Annotated in this window: 17 protein-coding genes and 1 riboswitch; of the genes, 10 read left to right on the forward strand and 7 right to left on the reverse strand. The window is 72.7% G+C overall.

The annotated features are described in order from the left end of the window. Positions 1 to 77: 77 nt before the first annotated feature. From ACFXHB_RS01570 to ACFXHB_RS01580, 3 genes are all read right to left on the reverse strand, one after another. Complete coding sequence (locus tag ACFXHB_RS01570; RefSeq protein ID WP_380571277.1) at positions 78 to 1,220, reverse strand: glycerate kinase; 1,143 nt, start codon at positions 1,218 to 1,220, stop codon at positions 78 to 80. Between the two features lie 408 nt (positions 1,221 to 1,628). Next, complete coding sequence (locus tag ACFXHB_RS01575; RefSeq protein WP_380571278.1) at positions 1,629 to 2,516, reverse strand: 2-hydroxy-3-oxopropionate reductase; 888 nt, start codon at positions 2,514 to 2,516, stop codon at positions 1,629 to 1,631. Positions 2,517 to 2,570: 54 nt separating this feature from the next. After that, the gene (locus ACFXHB_RS01580; protein WP_380571279.1) at positions 2,571 to 3,413 is read right to left on the reverse strand and encodes a TIM barrel protein; all 843 of its coding nucleotides are present in this window, start codon (positions 3,411 to 3,413) and stop codon (positions 2,571 to 2,573) included. Between the two features lie 270 nt (positions 3,414 to 3,683). Between ACFXHB_RS01580 and ACFXHB_RS01585 the strand changes: the two genes are divergently transcribed. The 7 genes from ACFXHB_RS01585 (at position 3,684) to ACFXHB_RS01615 (ending at position 9,571) form a co-directional block, all read left to right on the forward strand. Continuing rightward, positions 3,684 to 3,929: a thiamine-binding protein gene (locus ACFXHB_RS01585; protein WP_380571436.1), complete on the forward strand. Its 246-nt coding sequence runs from the start codon at positions 3,684 to 3,686 to the stop codon at positions 3,927 to 3,929. After that, complete coding sequence (locus tag ACFXHB_RS01590) at positions 3,926 to 4,306, forward strand: helix-turn-helix domain-containing protein (RefSeq protein ID WP_380571280.1); 381 nt, start codon at positions 3,926 to 3,928, stop codon at positions 4,304 to 4,306. Before ACFXHB_RS01585 ends, ACFXHB_RS01590 begins: the two co-directional genes overlap by 4 nt. Before the next feature lie 226 nt (positions 4,307 to 4,532). Next, positions 4,533 to 5,036 carry a 2-oxo-4-hydroxy-4-carboxy-5-ureidoimidazoline decarboxylase gene (gene uraD, locus ACFXHB_RS01595; RefSeq protein WP_380571281.1) on the forward strand — a complete coding sequence of 168 codons (504 nt, stop codon included), beginning with the start codon at positions 4,533 to 4,535 and terminating at the stop codon, positions 5,034 to 5,036. A 60-nt stretch (positions 5,037 to 5,096) separates the two neighbouring features. Then, positions 5,097 to 5,432: a hydroxyisourate hydrolase gene (gene uraH / locus ACFXHB_RS01600; RefSeq protein ID WP_380571282.1), complete on the forward strand. Its 336-nt coding sequence runs from the start codon at positions 5,097 to 5,099 to the stop codon at positions 5,430 to 5,432. Positions 5,433 to 5,458: 26 nt separating this feature from the next. Next, a complete protein-coding gene (gene pucL / locus ACFXHB_RS01605; RefSeq protein ID WP_380571283.1) occupies positions 5,459 to 6,373 on the forward strand; it encodes a factor-independent urate hydroxylase in 915 nt (304 codons plus the stop codon). Between the two features lie 265 nt (positions 6,374 to 6,638). After that, positions 6,639 to 8,117, forward strand: coding sequence for a nucleobase:cation symporter-2 family protein (locus ACFXHB_RS01610; protein ID WP_380571284.1), 1,479 nt, complete (start codon positions 6,639 to 6,641; stop codon positions 8,115 to 8,117). A gap of 68 nt (positions 8,118 to 8,185) precedes the next feature. Continuing rightward, positions 8,186 to 9,571, forward strand: a complete 1,386-nt coding sequence (locus ACFXHB_RS01615) for an 8-oxoguanine deaminase (RefSeq protein ID WP_380571285.1) — start codon at positions 8,186 to 8,188, stop codon at positions 9,569 to 9,571. 161 nt (positions 9,572 to 9,732) lie between these two features. Here ACFXHB_RS01615 and ACFXHB_RS01620 read toward each other — a convergent pair whose 3' ends face one another. After that, a complete protein-coding gene (locus tag ACFXHB_RS01620) occupies positions 9,733 to 10,977 on the reverse strand; it encodes an MFS transporter (RefSeq protein WP_380571286.1) in 1,245 nt (414 codons plus the stop codon). 55 nt (positions 10,978 to 11,032) lie between these two features. Here ACFXHB_RS01620 and ACFXHB_RS01625 point away from each other — a divergent pair, with 55 nt between their 5' ends. After that, positions 11,033 to 12,049, forward strand: coding sequence for a helix-turn-helix domain-containing protein (locus tag ACFXHB_RS01625; protein ID WP_380571287.1), 1,017 nt, complete (start codon positions 11,033 to 11,035; stop codon positions 12,047 to 12,049). Positions 12,050 to 12,107: 58 nt separating this feature from the next. Here the strand turns inward: ACFXHB_RS01625 and ACFXHB_RS01630 are convergent, their stop codons facing one another. Both ACFXHB_RS01630 and aceB read right to left on the reverse strand, forming a co-directional pair. Next, a complete protein-coding gene (locus ACFXHB_RS01630; protein WP_380571288.1) occupies positions 12,108 to 12,494 on the reverse strand; it encodes a gamma-glutamylcyclotransferase in 387 nt (128 codons plus the stop codon). A gap of 141 nt (positions 12,495 to 12,635) precedes the next feature. After that, entirely contained in the window at positions 12,636 to 14,288 is a 1,653-nt protein-coding gene (gene aceB / locus ACFXHB_RS01635) for a malate synthase A (protein ID WP_380571289.1), read from the reverse strand. Positions 14,289 to 14,489: 201 nt separating this feature from the next. Here aceB and ACFXHB_RS01640 point away from each other — a divergent pair, with 201 nt between their 5' ends. Continuing rightward, positions 14,490 to 15,287 carry an IclR family transcriptional regulator gene (locus ACFXHB_RS01640; protein WP_380571290.1) on the forward strand — a complete coding sequence of 266 codons (798 nt, stop codon included), beginning with the start codon at positions 14,490 to 14,492 and terminating at the stop codon, positions 15,285 to 15,287. A 210-nt stretch (positions 15,288 to 15,497) separates the two neighbouring features. Then, positions 15,498 to 16,058 carry a hypothetical protein gene (locus ACFXHB_RS01645; protein WP_380571291.1) on the forward strand — a complete coding sequence of 187 codons (561 nt, stop codon included), beginning with the start codon at positions 15,498 to 15,500 and terminating at the stop codon, positions 16,056 to 16,058. An 89-nt stretch (positions 16,059 to 16,147) separates the two neighbouring features. On the opposite strand, the gene ACFXHB_RS01650 is transcribed toward ACFXHB_RS01645, so the two are convergent. Further along, positions 16,148 to 17,419: a hypothetical protein gene (locus ACFXHB_RS01650; protein WP_380571292.1), complete on the reverse strand. Its 1,272-nt coding sequence runs from the start codon at positions 17,417 to 17,419 to the stop codon at positions 16,148 to 16,150. A gap of 2 nt (positions 17,420 to 17,421) precedes the next feature. Next, a riboswitch (cyclic di-AMP (ydaO/yuaA leader) is annotated at positions 17,422 to 17,586 on the reverse strand. Positions 17,587 to 18,671: the final 1,085 nt, after the last annotated feature.

Below are 18,671 nucleotides of genomic sequence, written 5' to 3' on the forward strand. Positions count from 1 at the left end.
CCGAAGGAATGCCCGGAGCCTAGGGCCGCCTTCAACAAAACGTCAATGTAGGAAGGTACGAGAGCCGGACCGTCGGATCAGTCGCCCAGCAGCGCGGCCGCGAGCCGTTCCCCGGCGACCTCGGCCAGCTCCGCCGCCCGGGACATGCTGTCCCCCGGCTGCTCGGCCAGATCGGTGAGCGCGTACGCGGTGGTGAAACCGGCCGCCCGCCACTCGCGCTCGGACAGCTCCAGCCGTCCGGCCACCGCGGCCACCCGAACCCCCGCCCGGGTGGCCGCCGCGGCTACGCCGGCGGGTGCTTTGCCATGGAGCGTCTGAGCGTCCAGGCAGCCCTCGCCGGTCACGACGAGGCGTGCCCCACGCACGGCCTCGTCGAAACCCAGCAGTTCGAGCATCAACTCGATGCCGGGTCGCATGGTGGCGCCGAGCAGGGCGAGGGCGGCGAAGCCCACCCCGCCCGCGGCCCCGGCGCCGGGGGCCTCCCGGACGTCCCGGCCGACGGCCTCGCCGACCGCGTCGGCGAAGCGGGTCAGCCCCTCCTCCAGGACCACCAGGTCCTCGGCGTCGGCACCCTTCTGCGGCCCGTAGACGGCGGTCGCGCCGCGCGGGCCGAGCAGCGGGTTGTCCACGTCGCAGGCCACCACGACCTCGACGCCGGTGAGCACGTCGGCCAGCGGCCCGAGGTCGATCCGGGCCAGCTTGCGCAGCGCGGCGCCGCCGGGCGGCAGCTCGACGCCGTCGGCGTCCTGGAGGCCGACGCCGAGCGCCTGGACCATGCCCGCGCCGCCGTCGGTGCAGGCGCTGCCGCCGAGGCCGAGCACGATCCGCTTGGCCCCCAGGCTCACCGCCCGGCCGATCAGCTGACCGACCCCGAAGGAGCCGGCCGCGAGCGGGGCGGTCCGGCCGCCGGGGAGCCTGGCCAGCCCGGAGGACTGCGCCAGCTCGACCACGGCGGTGTCGCCCCGGACGGCGAGCGCGGCGTCCACCGGCAGACCGGTGGGGCCGGCCACCTTGGCCGGGATCCGGGTGAAGCCGGCTGCCAGCGCGGCGGCCAGGGTGCCCTCGCCGCCGTCGGCGACGGGCAGTTCGCGGACCTCGACACCGGGCGCGGCACGGCGGATGCCGGCGGCGATCCGGGCGGCGACCTCGGCGCCCTCCAGGGTGCCCTTGAACTTGTCGGGAGCTACGACCACATGGCCCTGGGTGGGGGTGGCGGGCATGGTGCGGGCCTCACTTCCGGACGGCTCTGGCGTTGGTTCGTCAAGCATGTGCCCCGAAGGGCCGGGGCGGTGGCCCCGAGGGCCGCCGCGGGCCCGTGGGGCCGGTGCGGCCGGTCCGGTCCCGGAGGACCGGGGAGCGACCCCCTCCCCGCCGTTCCCCTCGTCCCGCTTCCGACGTACGAGAGGCTCCCCTCGGCGAGGGAGGGGGCCGGGCGGCGCACTGACACGACCGAAGTGTCCCCGACAGGGAGTGCGCGCCGCCGGTTTGGTCGATCGGCAGGAGGCGGATGAGCCCCGGCCCACCTGCCGATCGGGCCTGGCCTCCTGGTGGCGCGGGCACGACCGGATAGGTACACGCCACCAGGAGGAGTCAGTGGTACCGCGGGGGTACCGTCACTGCCGCGAGGGTCAGGCGATCTCGCGGCCGGAGAGCCGCTCGACGCCGCGCAGCAGCGCCGAGTGGTCGAGCGAACCGTCACCGTTGGCACGAGCGGAGGCGACCAGCTGGGCGACCACGGCGCCGACCGGCAGCGCGGCACCCACGGCACGGGCGGCGTCGGTGACGATGCCCATGTCCTTGTGGTGCAGGTCGATCCGGAAGCCCGGCGCGAACTCGCGGTTCAGCATGTTCGCCTTCTTGCGGTTCAGCACGGTGGAGCCGGCCAGGCCGCCGCCGAGCACGTCCAGCGCGGCGGCGAGGTCGACACCGGCGTTCTCCAGGAACACCACGGCCTCGGCGAGCACCTGGATGTTGACCGCGACGATCAGCTGGTTGGCCGCCTTGACGGTCTGGCCGGCGCCGGCCGGGCCGACGTGGACGACCGTGGTGCCCAGCACGTCGAACAGCGGCTTGGCCTCGGCGAAGTCCTCGGCCGCGCCACCGACCATGATCGACAGCACCGCCTCGACGGCGCCGGCCTCGCCACCGGAGACCGGGGCGTCCAGGGTGCGGACGCCCTTCGCCTTGGCGGCGGCCTCCACCTTGATCGAGGTCTGCGGGGTGATGCTCGACATGTCGATGACGAGCGTGCCGGGCTGGACGTTCTCCAGCACACCGCCCTCGCCCAGGACGGCCTGCTCGACGTGCGGGTCGGCCGGGACCATGGTGATGACGACCTCGGCGTCCTTCACCGCGTCCGCGATGCTGTTCGCACCGTGGCCGCCGGCCGCCACCAGGGCGTCGATCTGCGGCTGGGTGAGGTTGTAACCGGTGACGTGGTGGCCGGCCTTGACGAGGTTGGCGGCCATCGGGCTGCCCATGATGCCGAGGCCGATGAAGGCGATCTTGCGGCTCATCGCGTCGTTCCTTTGTACGTGGAGGGGTGGGGTGCGGTGACGGCCCGGTGGGACCTAGGCGGCGCGGTGCTCGCGCGGGAGCCACTCGAAGCTGTCGGCACTGACGCCGCCGGCCGGGCGGTACTCCAGGCCGATCCGGCCGGTGTAGCCGGCGGCGGTCAGGCGGGCGAAGAGGTCCTCGAAGTCCAGCTCGCCGGTGCCGGGCTCGTTGCGGCCCGGGTTGTCGGCGATCTGCACGTGGCCGAAGCGGTCGGCGTAGGTGTCGATGACGGCCGCCAGGTCCTCGCCGTTCTTGGCCAGGTGGTAGAGGTCGCAGAGGAACTTCGCGTTGCCCAGGCCGGTCGCGGCGTTGACCTTGTCGACGACCTCGACCGCGGCGGCCGCGGAGACCAGCGGGTAGTCCGGGGACTCCGGCTTGTTCAGCGCCTCGATCAGCAGGATCGCGCCGATCTCGTGGGCGGCCTTCGCGGCGACGACGAGGTTCTCCAGCGCGAGCGCGTCCTGCTCGGCCGGGTCCACGCCCTCGATCCGGTTGCCGTACAGCGCGTTGAGCGCCGTGGTGCCGAGCGAGGCGGCCAGCCCGGCGGCGATCGGGACGTTGGCGCGGAAGCGCTCCTTCTCGGCCGGGACCGAGACGGTGCCGCGGGCGCCCTTGCTCAGGTCGTCCAGGAAGTTGAGACCGGTGAGCCGCACACCGGCGTCGGTGAGGGCCTTGCGGAGCGCGTCCTGCTCGGCCTCCGACGGGGCGTGCTCCTCGCCGAACGGCCACCACAGCTCGGCGGCGGTGAAGCCGGCGGCGGCGGCCGCGGCCGGGCGCTCCAGGAGCGGGAGCTCACTGAACAGGATCGACAGGTTGACGGTGAAGCTGTGCGCGGCGGCGGCAGTCACGTCAATCACCTCTCATCTCTCTTCCGTCTTTCCGCAACTTCCACGATCCGGAAGAGCGATTCTGCTTGGTGGAAGCATGTCCGGCGCGTCGAGCGAGTGTCAAGACCGCCGCAACATTTTGTTGAAGAGGCCGAAACCGATCCCCCGCCCGGAGCGCTCCCTGTTCGATCGACCGGCCACCGGCCGGCCGCCGGTCGAACGGTGGGCGGACGGCGACCGGATGCCGACCGGCCGATGACCGGGCGCGCCCCCGCTCGCTAGAGTGAGCAGGTGCGATTGATGGTGGAGTTCACGACAGAACCGTTCGAACTGGACACGTTCCCGGAGCACGCCGTGGCGGCTCGGAAGGTGGTCGACGAGGCCGGCCTGGCCGTCGCCGTCGGCCCCTTCGGGACCGGCGCGGAAGGCGAGGCCGACCAGGTCCTGGCCGCCGTGACCAAGCTGCTCCGGGAGACCCTGAACGCCGGAGCGACCCGGATCTCGGTCCAGGTCAGCGTGCTCGGCGAGGAGGGCGGCGCACCGTGACCGAGCACGTGGACCACCCGCTCGCCGCGGCGATAAAGCCCCTGCTGGACGCCGTCGGCGCGACGCCCGTGCCGCTGGCGGAGGCGAAGGCCGAGGACGTCCTCCTGGAGTGGGAGGGCACCCCGGCCCTGGCCGTCCGGCTGCCACACCTGAGCAGCGCGCTGGACCGGCTGCTGGCCGAGATGGCCCGCCAGTTCGACGGCCGCCCGCTGGCCGAGCTGGACCGCTGGGAGAAGCAGCGCGTCGTCGCCCTGCTGGAGGAGCGGGGCGCCTTCACCGTCCGCCACGGGGTGGAGACGGTCGCCTCGGCGCTCGGCGTGAGCCGCTTCACCGTGTACAACTACCTCAACCGCCAGGACGGGACGAAGTCCGGCTGAGTGCGCGACGCCCCGGTCCGGCCGAAGCGGCCGACCGGGTGAACCCCGCCGGCCGGGCCAGTCTTCACCAGCCCCCGGCGGGGCACACTTGTCGCATCGCACACGAAACCCCCCGGCAACCGGCGGCGGTTCAAAACGTAACCACCAACCGTTCAACAAAGTGTTGACGGCCCGGTTGGGTGGATCTAGCTTGTGCGGGTGGCACCACTCTTCAGGAGGTCCACCCGTGACCAACCACCCCCACGCCCTTGACGCCCTGGCGGCGGCCGACGCCGCCGAGCTGCAAGAGATCCTGCTGGAGATCTGCTCCAGCCCCACCTGGGCCGGCGCCGTGGCGTCGGCCCGGCCCTGGTCCGACCGTACGGCCCTGCTCGACGCCAACGCGACGGCCATGGCCGCGCTGACGGCCGCCGACCTGCACGACGCGATGGCCGGCCACGCCCGGATCGGCACGCCCAAGGCGGGCGACGCCACCTCCGAGCGCGAACAGGCCGGTATCCGGGGAGTGGACACCGCACTCCTCGACGAACTGCGCGAGGCCAACACCGCCTACGAGGCGAAGTTCGGCCACGTGTTCCTGATCTGCGCCACCGGCCGCACCGCGGACACGATGCTCGCCGCCCTGCGGGAGCGCTACCCCAACGACACCGCCACCGAGGCGGAGATCGTCCGGGGCGAGCTGCGCAAGATCAACGACATTCGGATCAACCGTCTGCTCGACGAGAACTGACATATCGTCAGACAGTTCCGACGTATCGTCACACCTGCCATCAGTAAGGTCACTTCACCCATGACTGGCATCTCCACCCACGTGCTCGACACCAGCCTCGGCCGCCCGGCCGAGGGTGTCCCGGTCGAGCTCGCACTGCACACCGAGGGTGGCTGGAAGGTGCTCGGCACCTCCGCCACGGACTCCGACGGCCGGGCCAAGGACCTGCCGGCCGCGGAGGCGGGCTCGGTCGTCCGGCTGCTCTTCGACACCACCGCGTACTACGCGCGCTCGTCCCAGGAGCAGCCGTTCTTCCCCGAGGTCGCGATCGTCTTCACGGTCGCACCCGCGCAGCAGCACTACCACGTGCCGCTGCTGCTGAACCCGTTCGGATACTCGGTCTACCGCGGAAGCTAGACCGCTTGATTGATTGGGAGCCTGTCATGGCCCACGTGCTCGGTCAGAACCAGTACGGCAAGGCGGAGAACCGCATCGTCCGCGTCTACCGTGACAGCACCCGTCACGAGATCAAGGACCTGAACGTCTCGGTCGCCCTCTCCGGCGACCTCGACGACGTCCACCTCACCGGCTCGAACGCCAACTGCCTGCCCACCGACACCACCAAGAACACCGTCTTCGCCTTCGCGAAGGAGTACGGGATCGAGTCGGCGGAGCAGTTCGGCATCCAGCTGGCACGCCACTTCGTGGACAACAACGAGCCGATCCACCGCGCCCGGATCCGGATCGAGGAGTACACCTGGGACCGGATCAAGACGCCGGACAACTCGGCCCGCTTCATCGGGTCCGAGGAGGTCGGCCACTCCTTCGTCCGCCAGGGCCAGGAGACCCGCACCAGTGAGATCGTCTACGACGGCGAGCGCGTCCAGGTCATCTCGGGCCTCAAGGACCTCGTCGTGATGAACTCCACCAACTCGGAGTTCTGGGGCTACATCAAGGACAAGTACACCACCCTGCAAGAGGCCTACGACCGCATCCTCGCCACCCAGGTGACGGCGCGCTGGAAGTACGGCTTCGACGGCCGGGACGAGGAGCCCCAGCCGAACTGGAACCGCTCCTACACCCACGTGCGGCGGCACCTCCTGGAGGCGTTCGCCGAGACCTACTCCTACTCGCTGCAGCAGACCCTGCACTCGATGGGCACCCGGGTCCTGAACAACCGTGCCGAGGTGGACGAGGTCCGCCTGGAGCTGCCGAACAAGCACCACTTCCTGGTCGACCTGGAGCCGTTCGGGCTCAAGAACGACAACGAGGTCTACTACGCCGCCGACCGCATGTACGGCCTGATCGAGGGCACCGTGCACCGCGAGGGCGTCGTCCCGGTGATCCCGGTCGCCTGACCTCCCCCACCCCATGAACCCCGCCCGGCACCGCCGCACCCTCCGGCCTCCCACGGCCGGCCGGCGCCGGACGGTTCGCAGTACCCGTAACTCCTGCACCAGTAGTTTCTCCACCCCCCACCCACCGGAGATCGTGCCCGCCTCACGGCGGCCGGCCCGGGGTGCTGGAGAAGCGCCCCGAGGGATCCTTGCTCCGCCGTCCCGCCCTCGGGGGATCTCCAGCACCGCGGGCGCGCCGAGAGCCAGGGCACAAGAGGGGCTCGACATGGCACTCCGTTCCACCCGCACCACAGACGGCGGTTCCACCCCGGACAGAGACATCGTCCACCGGCCTCCCGGCCCGGAAGGCGTGTCAACCAACCTCCCCGACACGCCTTCCGGGCCAGGAGTCCACCCCGTGGACGAGCTGCTGCCGCCGGTGAAACTGATCTCCACCGGACTGCAGCACGTCGCCGCGATGTACGCGGGAGTCGTCGCTCCCCCGCTCATCGTCGGCGCCGGCGTGGGGCTCTCCCCCGCCGAGCTCGCCCTGCTCATCTCGGCCAGCCTGTTCACCGCCGGACTGGCCACTCTCCTGCAGACCCTCGGCTTCTGGAAGATCGGCGCGCGGCTGCCGTTCGTGAACGGCGTCTCGTTCGCGGGTGTCGCGCCCATGATCGCCATAGCCAAGGAGCACGGACCGAAGGACGCCCTCCCGGTGATCTTCGGAGCGGTGATCGTCGCGGGGCTCCTGTGCTTCCTCGCGGCACCGTACTTCTGCAAGCTGATCAGGTTCTTCCCGCCGGTCGTCCAGGGCACCGTGATCACCCTCATCGGGGTGTCCCTGCTGCCGGTGGCGGTGAACTGGGCGCGCGGCGGCTCGCCGGGCGCCCCCGGATTCGGCTCCGTGCGGGCCATCGGCCTCGCCGCGATCACCCTCCTCGCGGTGGTGCTCTGCAACCGGCTGCTGCGCGGTTTCTGGCAGCAGCTCTCCCTGCTCATCGGACTGGCGATCGGCACCCTGCTCGCCTTCCCGCTCGGCCTGGCCGACTTCGGCGCGGTCCAGGACGCGAAGGTCTTCGCGCTCCCCTCCCCGTTCCACTTCGGCGCCCCCGTCTTCGACGCGGCCGCGATCGTCTCGCTCTGCATCGTCATGGTGGTCTCGATGACCGAGTCCACCGCCGACATGCTGGCGCTCGGCAAGATCGTCGACCGCGAGGCCGACGAACCCACGCTCGCCGCGGGCCTGCGGGCGGACGGGCTGGCCACCGCGCTGAGCCCGGTCTTCAACGGCTTCGCCGCCAGTGCCTTCGCCCAGAACATCGGGCTGGTGGCACTGACCAAGATCCGCAGCCGCTTCGTGGTCGCGGCCGGCGGAGGCATCCTGATCCTGCTCGGGCTCTTCCCGGTGCTCGGATCGCTCGTCTCCCTGGTACCGCAGCCCGTCCTGGGCGGCGCCGGGATCGTGCTCTTCGGCACGGTCGCGGCGAGCGGCATCCGCACCCTCGCGGAGGCCGGCATGGAGTCCAGCTCGAACACCATCCTGGTGTCGGTCGCGCTCGGGGTCGGGATCATCCCGATCGCGGTACCGACCTTCTACGACGCTTTCCCGGAGGCCGTCCGCACCCTGCTGCACTCCGGGATCTCGGCCGGCAGCGTGATGGCCGTCCTGCTCAACCTGCTCTTCCACCACGTCGGAGTCGCCCGCCGGTCGCCGGCCGACGGGAAACCCGCGACGACGGTGCCGACGGCGACACCGTCCTGACCGGTTGACGGGGGGCGCGTGCCGCTCATCGCGCGCCCCCCTCAACCCTCCCCCATAGGAGTAAGACCATGGCAGTCCAGCCCCCGCCCGCCGACCAGCGGATCGTGATCGAGAACGTCGCGATCGCGACGGTCGACGCCAACGACACCGAGTACGCCCGCGGCCACGTGGTCGTCCTCGGCAACAAGATCGAGTCGGTCGGCGACGGCCCCGCCCCGCAGTGGCTGGACAACGTGGTACGCCGGATCAACGGCGAGGGTCACCTCGTCACCCCCGGCCTGGTCAACACCCACCACCACTTCTACCAGTGGATCACCCGCGGGCTCGCCCAGGACAACATCCTCTTCGACTGGCTGGTCGCCCTCTACCCGACCTGGGCCCGGATCGACGACAAGCTCGTGCACGCCGCCGCCCAGGGCTCGGCCGCCGCGCTGCTCAAGTCCGGCTGCACCACCGCCTCGGACCACCACTACGTCTTCCCGAAGGACGGCGGCGACATCCTCGGCGCCGAGATCGAGGCCGTCCAGGAGCTCGGCATGCGCTTCACCGCGCTGCGCGGCTCGATGGACCGCAGCAAGAAGGACGGCGGCCTGCCGCCGGACCACGCGGTCGAGAACACCGAGGAGATCCTGATCGCCTCCGAGGCGGCCGTGGACCGGTACCACGACTCCTCCTTCGACTCGATGCTGCAGATCGCCATCGCGCCCTGCTCGCCCTTCTCGGTCTCCACCGAACTGATGCGCGAGGCCGCCCTGCTGGCCCGTCGCAAGGGCGTCCGGCTGCACACCCACGGCTCCGAGACCGCCGAGGAGGAGGCGTTCTGCAAGGAGCTGTTCGGCATGGGTCCGACCGACTACTTCGAGTCGGTGGGCTGGCTGGGCGAGGACGTCTGGATGGCGCACTGCGTCCACATGAACGACTCCGACATCGCCAAGTTCGCCGAGACCGGCACCGGTGTCGCGCACTGCCCGTCCTCCAACGCCCGCCTGGCCGCCGGCATCGCCCGCGTCCCCGACATGCTGAAGGCCGGCGTCCCGGTCGGCCTCGGCGTGGACGGCACCGCCTCCAACGAGTCCGGCGAGCTGGGCACCGAGCTGCGCAACGCGCTGCTGATCAACCGTCTGCACGGCTCCCCGAGCGCGCTCACCGGCCGCCAGGCGCTGCGCCTGGGCACCATGGGCGGCGCCCGGGTGCTCGGCCGGCACAACGAGATCGGCTCGATCGAGGTCGGCAAGCTGGCGGACCTCGCCCTGTGGAAGATCGACGGCATCATGCACTCCTCGATCGCCGACCCGATCGCCGCGCTCACCCTCGGCGCCCTGCCGCCGCTGGCCGCCCTCTTCGTCAACGGCAACGCCGTCGTCGAGAAGGGTCAGCTGACCACGGTGAACGAGGACAAGATCGCGCAGGCCTGCGCCCGCGCCGCCAAGGAGCTCGCCGCCCGCCCCGTGTAACCCCTGAACTCCGGGCCGCCCAGGGACGGTGCGTCACCCGGACTCCGTGCGCCGCCCCTCGGGGAAACGCACGGAACACAGCCCCGGACCCACGGCGAGGGTCCGGGGCTGTGGCGTGCCCGGCGACCCGCTCCCACCCCCGTGGGGCGCGGGCCGCACGATCAGTGGGCCGCGGCCGGTGCCCCCGCACCCCGGGTGGCGGCCGGAAGCACGGCGCCCGCGAGCACGAAGACGCCCGCCAGGACCGCCCAGCCGGCCTGACCGTGATCGACCACGGTCAGGCCGACCACCAACGGGCCGATCACGTGGGCCGCCGCCTGGCCGCTCATGAACACCCCCTGGTACTCACCGTGGGCCCGCGGATCGGCCAGATCCAGACTCAGGGTCCAGCCACCGGCGGAGGTGAGCAGCTCGCCGAGGCTGTGCACCAGCGCCCCGGCCAGCACCGCCCCCACCGCCAGGGCGGCCGAACCGCGCGCGGCCGCCGCGTAGAGCAGACAGCCCACCGCCAGCAGCAGAGCGCCCCGGGCGCAGGCCCTCGCCGCGGACGGGACGTCGGCGACACCGCGGCTGGCGCGGACCTGGAACACCACCACCAGCAGGCAGTTGACCACGTTGACGGCGGCGACGGCGGCCGCCGGAGCGTCCGTCGCGAGCACGATCCACAGCGGGATGCCCACCGTGAGCACCGCGAACTGCAGCTCCAGCACCGCGTGCAGTGCGGTGATCAGCAGGTAGCGGCGGTCGCGCAGCGCCGTACGCCGGCGCGCCGGGTGCGGGCCCTTCTCCCGACGATCCGCCACCCCCGTCGTCGGCAGGCCGGCCAGCAGCGCCGTCGCGCCCAGGAAGCTCACGGCGTCCAGCACCATCACGGCGACGTACCCGGCGTAGCTGTCGGACTGCAGCGCCAACGCCGCGCCGCTGGACCCGATCACCAGACCCGCGTTCATCACCGAGCGCAGCAGGGCCCGCGAACGCACCTGGCTCTCCGCCGGCAGCGTCCGGGCGATCAGCGCGCTGCGCACCGCCGCCGCGCCGCGTTCCAGCACCGTCGCCACACAGGCCAGCGCCACGAAGGCGGCGAACGAGTGCACGAACGCGTAGCCGACGACGGCGACCGCCTCCAGCGGCCCGACCACCGTCAGCAGCCGCCGGGCGCCCACCCGGTCGGCGAGCCGGCCCATCGGCACCCCGGCGAACACCCCGCAGACGCCGGCCATGCTCAGCCCGAGCGCCACCCCACCGGGGGTCAGGCCGACCGAACGGGTCAGGAACAGCACGCTGACCGTCACGAACAGGCCGTTGCCGACGGTGTTCACCAGGCTCATCAGGGCGAGCCGGCGCAGCAGGGGGTCGGCGGGCAGCAGTCGACGAACGGCCGGAGGTGGCACCGCGGTGGAAGTCATGGCACCAGGACAGCGGGCTTCCCGAACCGGTGGAACTGATTTACCGTTACGGTCAATGTTCGAGTTCCACTTGGGCGTCGACGACCTCGCCGCCACCTGGTTCGGCTACTCCGCCCTGCAGGAGACGGTGTTGAGCATGCGCGCCCGCCGCTCGCCGGGCCGCTATCCGGAACAGCGGCCGTGGATCGCCGGCTGGCAGGACCGCTACGAGACGCTGGACACCGAGCTGTTGGAGTCGATGATCGCGCCGGTCGGCTTCGTGCCGGACTTCCTCACGCCGCGGCCCGCCGGTCCGCGCCCGGACTTCGCGGCCGAGCTGGCGCGGCTGGCGGCCACCCCGGCGGAGGTGGTGCGGGCCGACGTGCTGGAGGCGTACCGGGGCGGCGGCACGGCGAGCCCGCTGCCGCCGGTGCTGGCCGCGTTGATCGACGACCCGGCGGCGCTGACCGCCCGGGTGGCCGAGGCGCTGGACGCGTACTGGACCCGCTGCCTGTCCCCCACCTGGTGGCCGCGGGCCCGGTCGGTGCTGGAGGCGGACATCGCCCACCGGGGCCGGATGCTCTCGGAGCGCGGGGCGGAGGGCCTCTTCGCGGACCTCGACGCCAGGCTCACCTGGCACGCCGGGGTGCTGCGCCTCGTCGACCCGCACCCGGCCGTGAAGGCGGTGGGCACCACGGTGGATGTCGCCGGCCGGGGGCTGGTGCTGATCCCGACGCTGTTCGGGCTCGGCGCGCAGACCGACGTCACCCAGGCCGGGCCGCCGCTGGTCTGCTACCCGGCGCGGGGCCGGGCGACGATGGCGGAGGGGCTGGGCCCGCCGCGGCCGGAGCGGGCGGGCGGAGCCCTGGAAGGGCTGATCGGTGCGCCGCGGGCCCGGCTGCTGGCGATGCTGACCGTCCCGGCGAGCACCACGGAGCTGGCCCAGCGGATCGGGGTCACCCCGGGCGCGGTCAGCCGCCACCTGGGCGCGCTCGCCTCGGCGGGCCTGCTCGAACGCACCCGGCACGGCCACCGCGTGCTGTACCGGCGCAGCCGGCTCGGCGACGCGCTGGCCGCGGGCGGGGAGGTGTGACGACGGTGCCGGCGGACGACGGCGTCCGCCGGCCGTCCGCCGGCACCGGGCGGGCGGGTCAGGCCGTGCGGCCGAGGGTGGCGAGGTAGGCCCGCCAGCCGCCGTACTCGGTGATCTCGCGGTGCACCCCGCGGTCGAGCTCACCGCGGGCCAGCAGCATGGAGAGGCAGGGCGTGCCGTCCGCGAGGGTGATGACGCCCAGTTCGAGCTCACGGGGCTCGCCCGGGAGGATCACGTCGCGCAGGTGTGCGAGGGGGACGTCGTACAGCTCGCCCTCGACGGCGGTGTCGACGGCCGGGTCGGCCAGCAGGCCCGGGCAGACGTCCCCGATCGAGAAGAAGCGGTAACCCGGTGCGGTGCGGACCGGGCCGACCAGCGCGTCGGCGACCGAGGCGTGGAAGGGACCGCCGACCATGGCCTGGCCGTTGAAGAAGATGCGTGCCACGAGGGTTCCTCCGGAAAAGGGCCGTTCCGCACGGCGACGAGAGGACAGGTGGATTCGTCGCCGTACGGAACGGAGCAAAGGGGCGCGTCGACTGCTACAAGCCGGCAGACGGCAGCGGCTGCGCGCGCGGATAGATTGGGATCAGCCCAGCAGGGGCAGCGCGGGCAGGGTCAGGAAGTCCGCGAACTCCTCGGCCAGGGCGACCTGTTCGAAGAGCTTGGCGGCCTCGCGCCAGCGCCCACCGGCGTAGGTCTCGTCGCCCAGCTCGGCCCGGAGCGCGGCCAGCTCCTCGGCCACCAGGCGGCGCACCAGCTCGGCGGTGGCCTTCTCCCCGGTGTCGGAGAGCACCACGCCGTTGTGGATCCACTGCCAGATCTGCGAGCGGGAGATCTCGGCGGTGGCGGCGTCCTCCATCATGTTGAAGATGGCGACGGCCCCGAGACCGCGCAGCCACGCCTCGATGTAGCGGACGCCGACCTGGACGGCGTTGTGCAGGCCCGCGTGGGTGCACCGGCCGCCGGCGCCGGCGATGTCGAGCAGCTGCTCGGCGGTGACGGGCTCGGCCGGGCCCGGGTTCGCCTTCTGGTGCGGGTGCTCGCCGAGGACGGCGTCGAAGGAGGCGCGGGCGACCGGGACGAGGTCCGGGTGGGCGACCCAGGAGCCGTCGAAGCCGTTGCCGGCCTCGCGGTCCTTGTCGGCCCTGACCTTCTCCAGGGCGGCCGCGTTGACCTCCGGGTCCCGGCGGCTGGGGATGAAGGCGGCCATGCCGCCGATGGCGTGCGCGCCGCGCCGGTGGCAGGTCCGCACCAGCAGCCGGGTGTAGGCGGCCATGAACGGGGACGCCATGGTGACGCTGTTGCGGTCCGGCAGGATGTAGTGCTCGCCGGCGTCGCGGAAGTTCTTCACGATCGAGAACAGGTAGTCCCAGCGGCCCGCGTTGAGCCCGGCCGCGTGGTCGCGCAGCTCGTAGAGGATCTCCTCCATCTCGAACGCCGCGGTGATGGTCTCGATCAGCACGGTGGCGCGGACGGTGCCGTGCGGGATGCCGAGCGCGGCCTGGGCGTGGGTGAAGACGTCGTTCCAGAGCCGGGCCTCCAGGTGGCTCTCGGTCTTCGGGAGGTAGAAGTAGGGGCCGGAGTTCGGGTCCTCGGCGCCGCGCGCGAGCAGCCGCGCCGCGTTGTGGAAGAAGTAGAGCCCGAAGTCGAGGAAGGCCCCCGCGACCGGCCGGCCGTCGACCAGCAGGTGGTTCTCGTCCAGGTGCCAGCCGCGCGGGCGGACCACGACGGTGGCCAGCTCGGCGGCGGGCTTGAGGGCGTAGGCCTTGCCGGCCGAGGAGGTGAAGTCGATCCGGCCCTCGAAGGCGTCGATCAGGTTGATCTGACCGCTGACCACGTTCTCCCAGGTCGGCGAGGTGGCGTCCTCGAAGTCCGCGAGCCAGACCCGGGCGCCGGAGTTGAGCGCGTTGATGACCATCTTGCGGTCGGTGGGACCGGTGATCTCGACCCGGCGGTCCTGGAGGGCGCGCGGGGGCTCGGCCACCGTCCAGTCGCCCGCCCGCACAGCGGCCGTCTCGGGGAGGAAGTCCAGGGTGCCGGCCCGGGCGATCTCGGCCCGTCGGGTCCTGCGGCGCACCAGGAGCTCCTGCCGGCGGTCCTCGAACGCGCGGTGGAGGCCGACGACGAAAGCGACCGCCTCCGGAGTGAGCACCTCCTCGGCCCGGTGGACTCGCGGACCGGCGACAGTGACGACCGGAGCGGCGGGGGAGACGCCGGCGGGTCCCTGATCTGTAGCCATGAGCAGGACACTCCTAAGACGGTTGAGCATGGCGAAGGGAGTTCCGGTGGGAACTTCCTTGATCTGAACCGATCTGAACCCCACGTGGTGGGGGGTTCGATTCTGTAAGGTGGAGACTAGTTTCCGCGATACAGAATTTCAACGGTTTGTTGAGGTGATCGCAGGGACTCTACTCCTCTCCCGACAGCGAAGGGAACGCCGGTGGTCGCGACCCCCGACACAGCATCGACGACGGGCACGGACCGCGCGAGCGGCGGCGTGCAGTCCGTCGAGCGCGCCTTCCTGCTCCTGGAGGCGCTGGCCGATGCCGGCGGTGTGGCGACGCTCAGCGAGCTCTCCACCTCCTCCGGGCTGCCCATGCCAACCATCCACCGCCTGGTTCGTACCCTCGTGCAGCAGGGCTATGTCCGCCAGGACACCGCGCGCCGCTACACCCTGGGGCCCCGGCTGATCCGGCTCGGCGAGACCGCCGGGCGGCTGCTCGGCAGCTGGGCCCGCCCCTACCTGGCCGAACTGATGGAGGCCACCGGCGAGACGGCCAACCTGGCCGTCCTGGAGGGCGGCGAGGTGGTGTACGTCGGACAGGTGCAGTCGCGGCGCTCGATGCGGATGTTCACCGAGGTCGGCCGCCGGGTGCAGCCGCACTGCACGGGTGTCGGCAAGGCCCTGCTGGCCCAGCTGCCCGAGGAGGAGGCGCGGGCGGTGCTCGGCCCCAACCCGCTGCCGGCGCACACCTCCTACACCGTGACCGACCCACAGGAGCTGCTGGCCCAGCTGGCGGAGGCGCGCGAGCGCGGCTACGTGGTGGACGACCAGGAGCAGGAGATCGGGGTGCGCTGCATCGCGCTCGCGGTACCGGGCGCGCCGACCCCGACGGCACTCTCGGTGTCCGGCCCGGAGGCCCGGATCCGGGCGCTGGAGGAGCAGGCGGGCGCGGCCTCGCTCGTGCCCGTGATGCACCAGATCGCGGCCCGGCTGGGGCAGGTCCTGGCGCCCTGACGCGGCGTCATCTCCAGTGCCCCGGGCGGGAGGTCGCCGGATCCGGCGACCCCGCCGTCCTCGCCCGGCGGCTTCCGGTACCGGGGTTCGCCCGTTCGGGCGGCCCCCGGGCGGGTTGGAGCGGCGGCGGCAGGCCGGTCGGTCACGCTGGGTGCGGGCGCGCTCCGCGACGGCGCGGGGCGCCGGAACGCGAGGGCAGGGTGAGCGGCCATGGCACGGAGACGGTCCGTACGGGGTTTCATCAGCAGGTCACTGACGACGGGGTGCGCCCTGGTGGCGATGGTCGGCGGGACGGCCCTGGCCTGTCCGGCCGACGATCCCGCGCCGAACGCCGAACAGCCCGCCGGGGCGGTGGTCGCCGTACCGGCCCCGTCCGACTCCGACCTGGAGGTGGTCCGGCTCGACCCGGACCCCGCCGTGCCCGGCGGCACCACCACGCTGCACGCCTTCGTCGCCAACCGCGGCCCGGACCGGACGGCCTCCCCGTTCACCGTGGTGATCACCCTGCCGGAGGGGGTGACGGCCGAGGAGCCGTTCTTCCCGGAGGACTGCTACACCTTCCAGAACGGCCACCGGGTGCGCTGCACCTTCCCGGCCGGGCTGCCGAAGTTCCGGAGCGCGACCGCGCTGATCCCGTTGCGGCTGGCCGCCACCGTGCCGCTCGGCGAACTGGCGGGCGGCTACGTCGCGGTGCGCGGCGACGACGACCGCAACGAGGCGAACAACCGGCAGCCGTTCACGATCCAGGTCGTGGAGACCACCGAGGGTTGAGCCGGGCCCGGCCGCCCGTGACGGGCCGACCCGGGCCGTACCGTGCTGAGCCGTGGTGGCCCAGGACGGTACGGCCCGGGTCGTTCCGCCTAGCGGTAGACGCGGACGTAGTCCGCGGCGAAGGTGATCGGGGCGGTGCCCGTCGGCGCGGGGTGGTACTGGCCCGCGCTCAGCGAGAGGTTGAGGATCAGGTACGCCGACCAGTTGGCGCCGACGCCCTTGCCGTCCGAGTAGACCTTGGTGCCGTTGACGTACCAGTCGACCGAGTTGGCGCCGTAGGAGGTGCCGATGGTCACCCAGCCGTCCTTCGCGATCGCCTTGGCGTCCGTGTAGTACAGGTGGCCCGGGTTGACGTGGTTGGTGAGCTCCAGCAGGTTCGGGTTGTCGGGGTGGTACTCGAAGGAGTCGATCTCCCCGTTGCCGTTCTTCCACGTCCAGAGCGCCGGCCAGGCGCCGGTGCCGGCCGGGAGCTTGACCCGGGTCTCGGCGTAGTCGCCGGTCTTCACCTGGAAGCCCTCGCCGGAGTACTCGGTGGTGAGCAGCCCGGTGTCCCAGGACTGCTTGCCGTTCTCCAGCTTGTTGGCGCCCGGCTTGGCGGTGAAGGTGGCGACGCCGCCCGAGACGCTGACGTTGTTCTTGTTCAGCCAGTCGAGCTTGTTGTCGTCCGGGTTGTGGTTGCCGTAGCGGTACGCGCTGCTCTTGTCCCCCGTCCAGCGGGAGCCGTAGGCGATCGGGCCGCTGAACTCGTCGGACCAGGTGAGCTTCTTGCCGGCGACGGGAGCGGTGGTGGCCGGGGTGCTCGTCGTGGCGGTCGCCGACGGCGAGGGGGTGGGCGTGGAGGTGGCCGTGGGGGTCGGCGTGGCCGTGGGGGTCGGCGTGGGCGACGGGGTGGTGGTGCCGTCGGAGACCACGAGCCGCTGCGAGGGCAGGTTGTGCCAGGCCCCCGCGGAGTCCTGCCAGAAGCCGAACTGGGTGTAGGTGCCGACCGGCAGGGTGCGGGCACCGGTGGTGATCGACAGGCCGCCCGGGCAGATCCGCGCGTTGGCGACGTTGCCGGGGAAGTCCAGGTTGCGGCCGGCCCCGTCGCGCACGCCGACGCCCAGCGTCTTCGCGGTGAAGCAGGCCGAGGAGTGGACGGTGAGCGAGGCCGTGGAGGCCTTGCCCGCGACCATGGCGGCCGGGGCCAGCTTGTCCTGGGTGACGGTCGGCGCGGTGGCCGCCTGGGCTCCGGTCAGGGCCGGGACGCCGAGCAGGCCGGCGCCGCTGATGGCGAGCGCGCCGGTGGCGGCGAGGGCGGCCTGGCGGCCGCGGTGGGTGGGGCGGGCGTGACGCGGCGTCGCGCGCCGGGCAGGCTTCTGCATGGCGGTGTCCTCTGTGACGCCTGCGAGGTGAGCTGTCGGGTTCGGGCAGAGGTCGCCCGGCCGCCTGTGGAGCGGCTTCACCCCTAGCCTCGGTCCGCACGCGGGAGCGCGCGGGCCGGGCACTGACCTGGGTCCCCCGCTCCCGTCCGCTGTGGTGCTCGACTGCCGGCCGGCGGGTGGACAGGACTCGGCGTCCCGACGGCGGGGTCCGCGAAGGCGGACCCGTGCAGGCTAGGCAGGCCGTCCGGAAGGCGACAACTCCGGAGGGGATGTTGTCGCGCAGCTCACAGTGGAGCACCGTCGAGTTGATCAAGTGGGCGGTGGAGTTGATCAGTTGGCGGCACCGGCGACTGCCGCCCACGGCCTGTGCCTGGAGAAGGTTGTCGCCCTGCTTGTGGGCGAAGTCGATCGCGAACACCCGGTGGCCGTCGGCGGCCAGGTACTGGGCGAGCCCGGTGGACGGGCAGGCCGACGCCCCGGCGGCACCGCAGCCGCCCCCTGCGTCGGGGGCGGCCCAGGCGCGGTCGGCGTTGTCGTTGGCACCGTGGACGAGCAGCACGGGGGTCGCCCGGGTGCCGGCGTCCCAGCCGGCGGCGGAGTACAGCAGGAAGCGGCCGGAGTACGGCCGGGGGACTCCGCCGAACCAGGTGAGGCGGGCACCGTCCCGGTCGCCGCGACCGTCGGGCGGGTACTGCTCGGCACGGAAGCCGGGCGTGGTGTCGAGGTAGCGCTCGACCTTGGCCCAGCCGTTGCCGGGGGCCGGGAAGCTCGCCTCCAGGGCGGGGGCGGCGGTGTCCGGGGGCGCGGCGGCGGCGGTGGGAGTGGTGGCTCTCGCTGTGGCCGGTGGTGCGCCGAGGAGCAGCGCGGCGACGGTGAGCAGGGTGGTCAGGACGGCGGTGACGGCGGCGGGCGGACCACCGGGGGCGGACCGGGCGGGGGCGGGCCGGGCGGGGGCGGGCCGGGCGGGGGCGTCGGGCGACGCCGGGGTTCTCGGTGCGGACGGTGCGGCAGGGCATCGGCGGCTCCCTGGTCGGGCGCGGGCAGGACCGGGCCCGCGTCCCGGTGGGCCGGTGGGCCGGTGGGCCGGTGGGCCGGTGGGCCGGTGGGCCGGTGGGCCGGTGCCGGCACCGTACGGCCGGACCGCCGGGGCGCCGATGTGCCGGTGCCACACCCGACCGCCGGACCGCGTGGCGTCCGGCCCCGTGGCGTCGGGCCCCGTGGCGGGGTGCCCGCAAGTTCGCCGCGAAGGTCG

This window comes from Kitasatospora sp. NPDC059327 (genome assembly GCF_042752535.1).
Taxonomy (GTDB): domain Bacteria; phylum Actinomycetota; class Actinomycetes; order Streptomycetales; family Streptomycetaceae; genus Kitasatospora.

Excerpts from the sequence above, each read along its gene's own strand:
- ACFXHB_RS01570 (WP_380571277.1), bottom strand. The coding sequence starts at position 1,220 with ATGCCCGCCACCCCCACCCAGGGCCATGTGGTCGTAGCTCCCGACAAG.
- ACFXHB_RS01575 (WP_380571278.1), bottom strand. The coding sequence starts at position 2,516 with ATGAGCCGCAAGATCGCCTTCATCGGCCTCGGCATCATGGGCAGCCCG.
- ACFXHB_RS01585 (WP_380571436.1), top strand. The coding sequence starts at position 3,684 with ATGGTGGAGTTCACGACAGAACCGTTCGAACTGGACACGTTCCCGGAG.
- uraH (WP_380571282.1), top strand. The coding sequence starts at position 5,097 with ATGACTGGCATCTCCACCCACGTGCTCGACACCAGCCTCGGCCGCCCG.
- pucL (WP_380571283.1), top strand. The coding sequence starts at position 5,459 with ATGGCCCACGTGCTCGGTCAGAACCAGTACGGCAAGGCGGAGAACCGC.
- ACFXHB_RS01610 (WP_380571284.1), top strand. The coding sequence starts at position 6,639 with ATGGCACTCCGTTCCACCCGCACCACAGACGGCGGTTCCACCCCGGAC.
- ACFXHB_RS01615 (WP_380571285.1), top strand. The coding sequence starts at position 8,186 with ATGGCAGTCCAGCCCCCGCCCGCCGACCAGCGGATCGTGATCGAGAAC.
- ACFXHB_RS01620 (WP_380571286.1), bottom strand. The coding sequence starts at position 10,977 with ATGACTTCCACCGCGGTGCCACCTCCGGCCGTTCGTCGACTGCTGCCC.
- ACFXHB_RS01625 (WP_380571287.1), top strand. The coding sequence starts at position 11,033 with ATGTTCGAGTTCCACTTGGGCGTCGACGACCTCGCCGCCACCTGGTTC.
- aceB (WP_380571289.1), bottom strand. The coding sequence starts at position 14,288 with ATGGCTACAGATCAGGGACCCGCCGGCGTCTCCCCCGCCGCTCCGGTC.
- ACFXHB_RS01645 (WP_380571291.1), top strand. The coding sequence starts at position 15,498 with ATGGCACGGAGACGGTCCGTACGGGGTTTCATCAGCAGGTCACTGACG.
- ACFXHB_RS01650 (WP_380571292.1), bottom strand. The coding sequence starts at position 17,419 with ATGCAGAAGCCTGCCCGGCGCGCGACGCCGCGTCACGCCCGCCCCACC.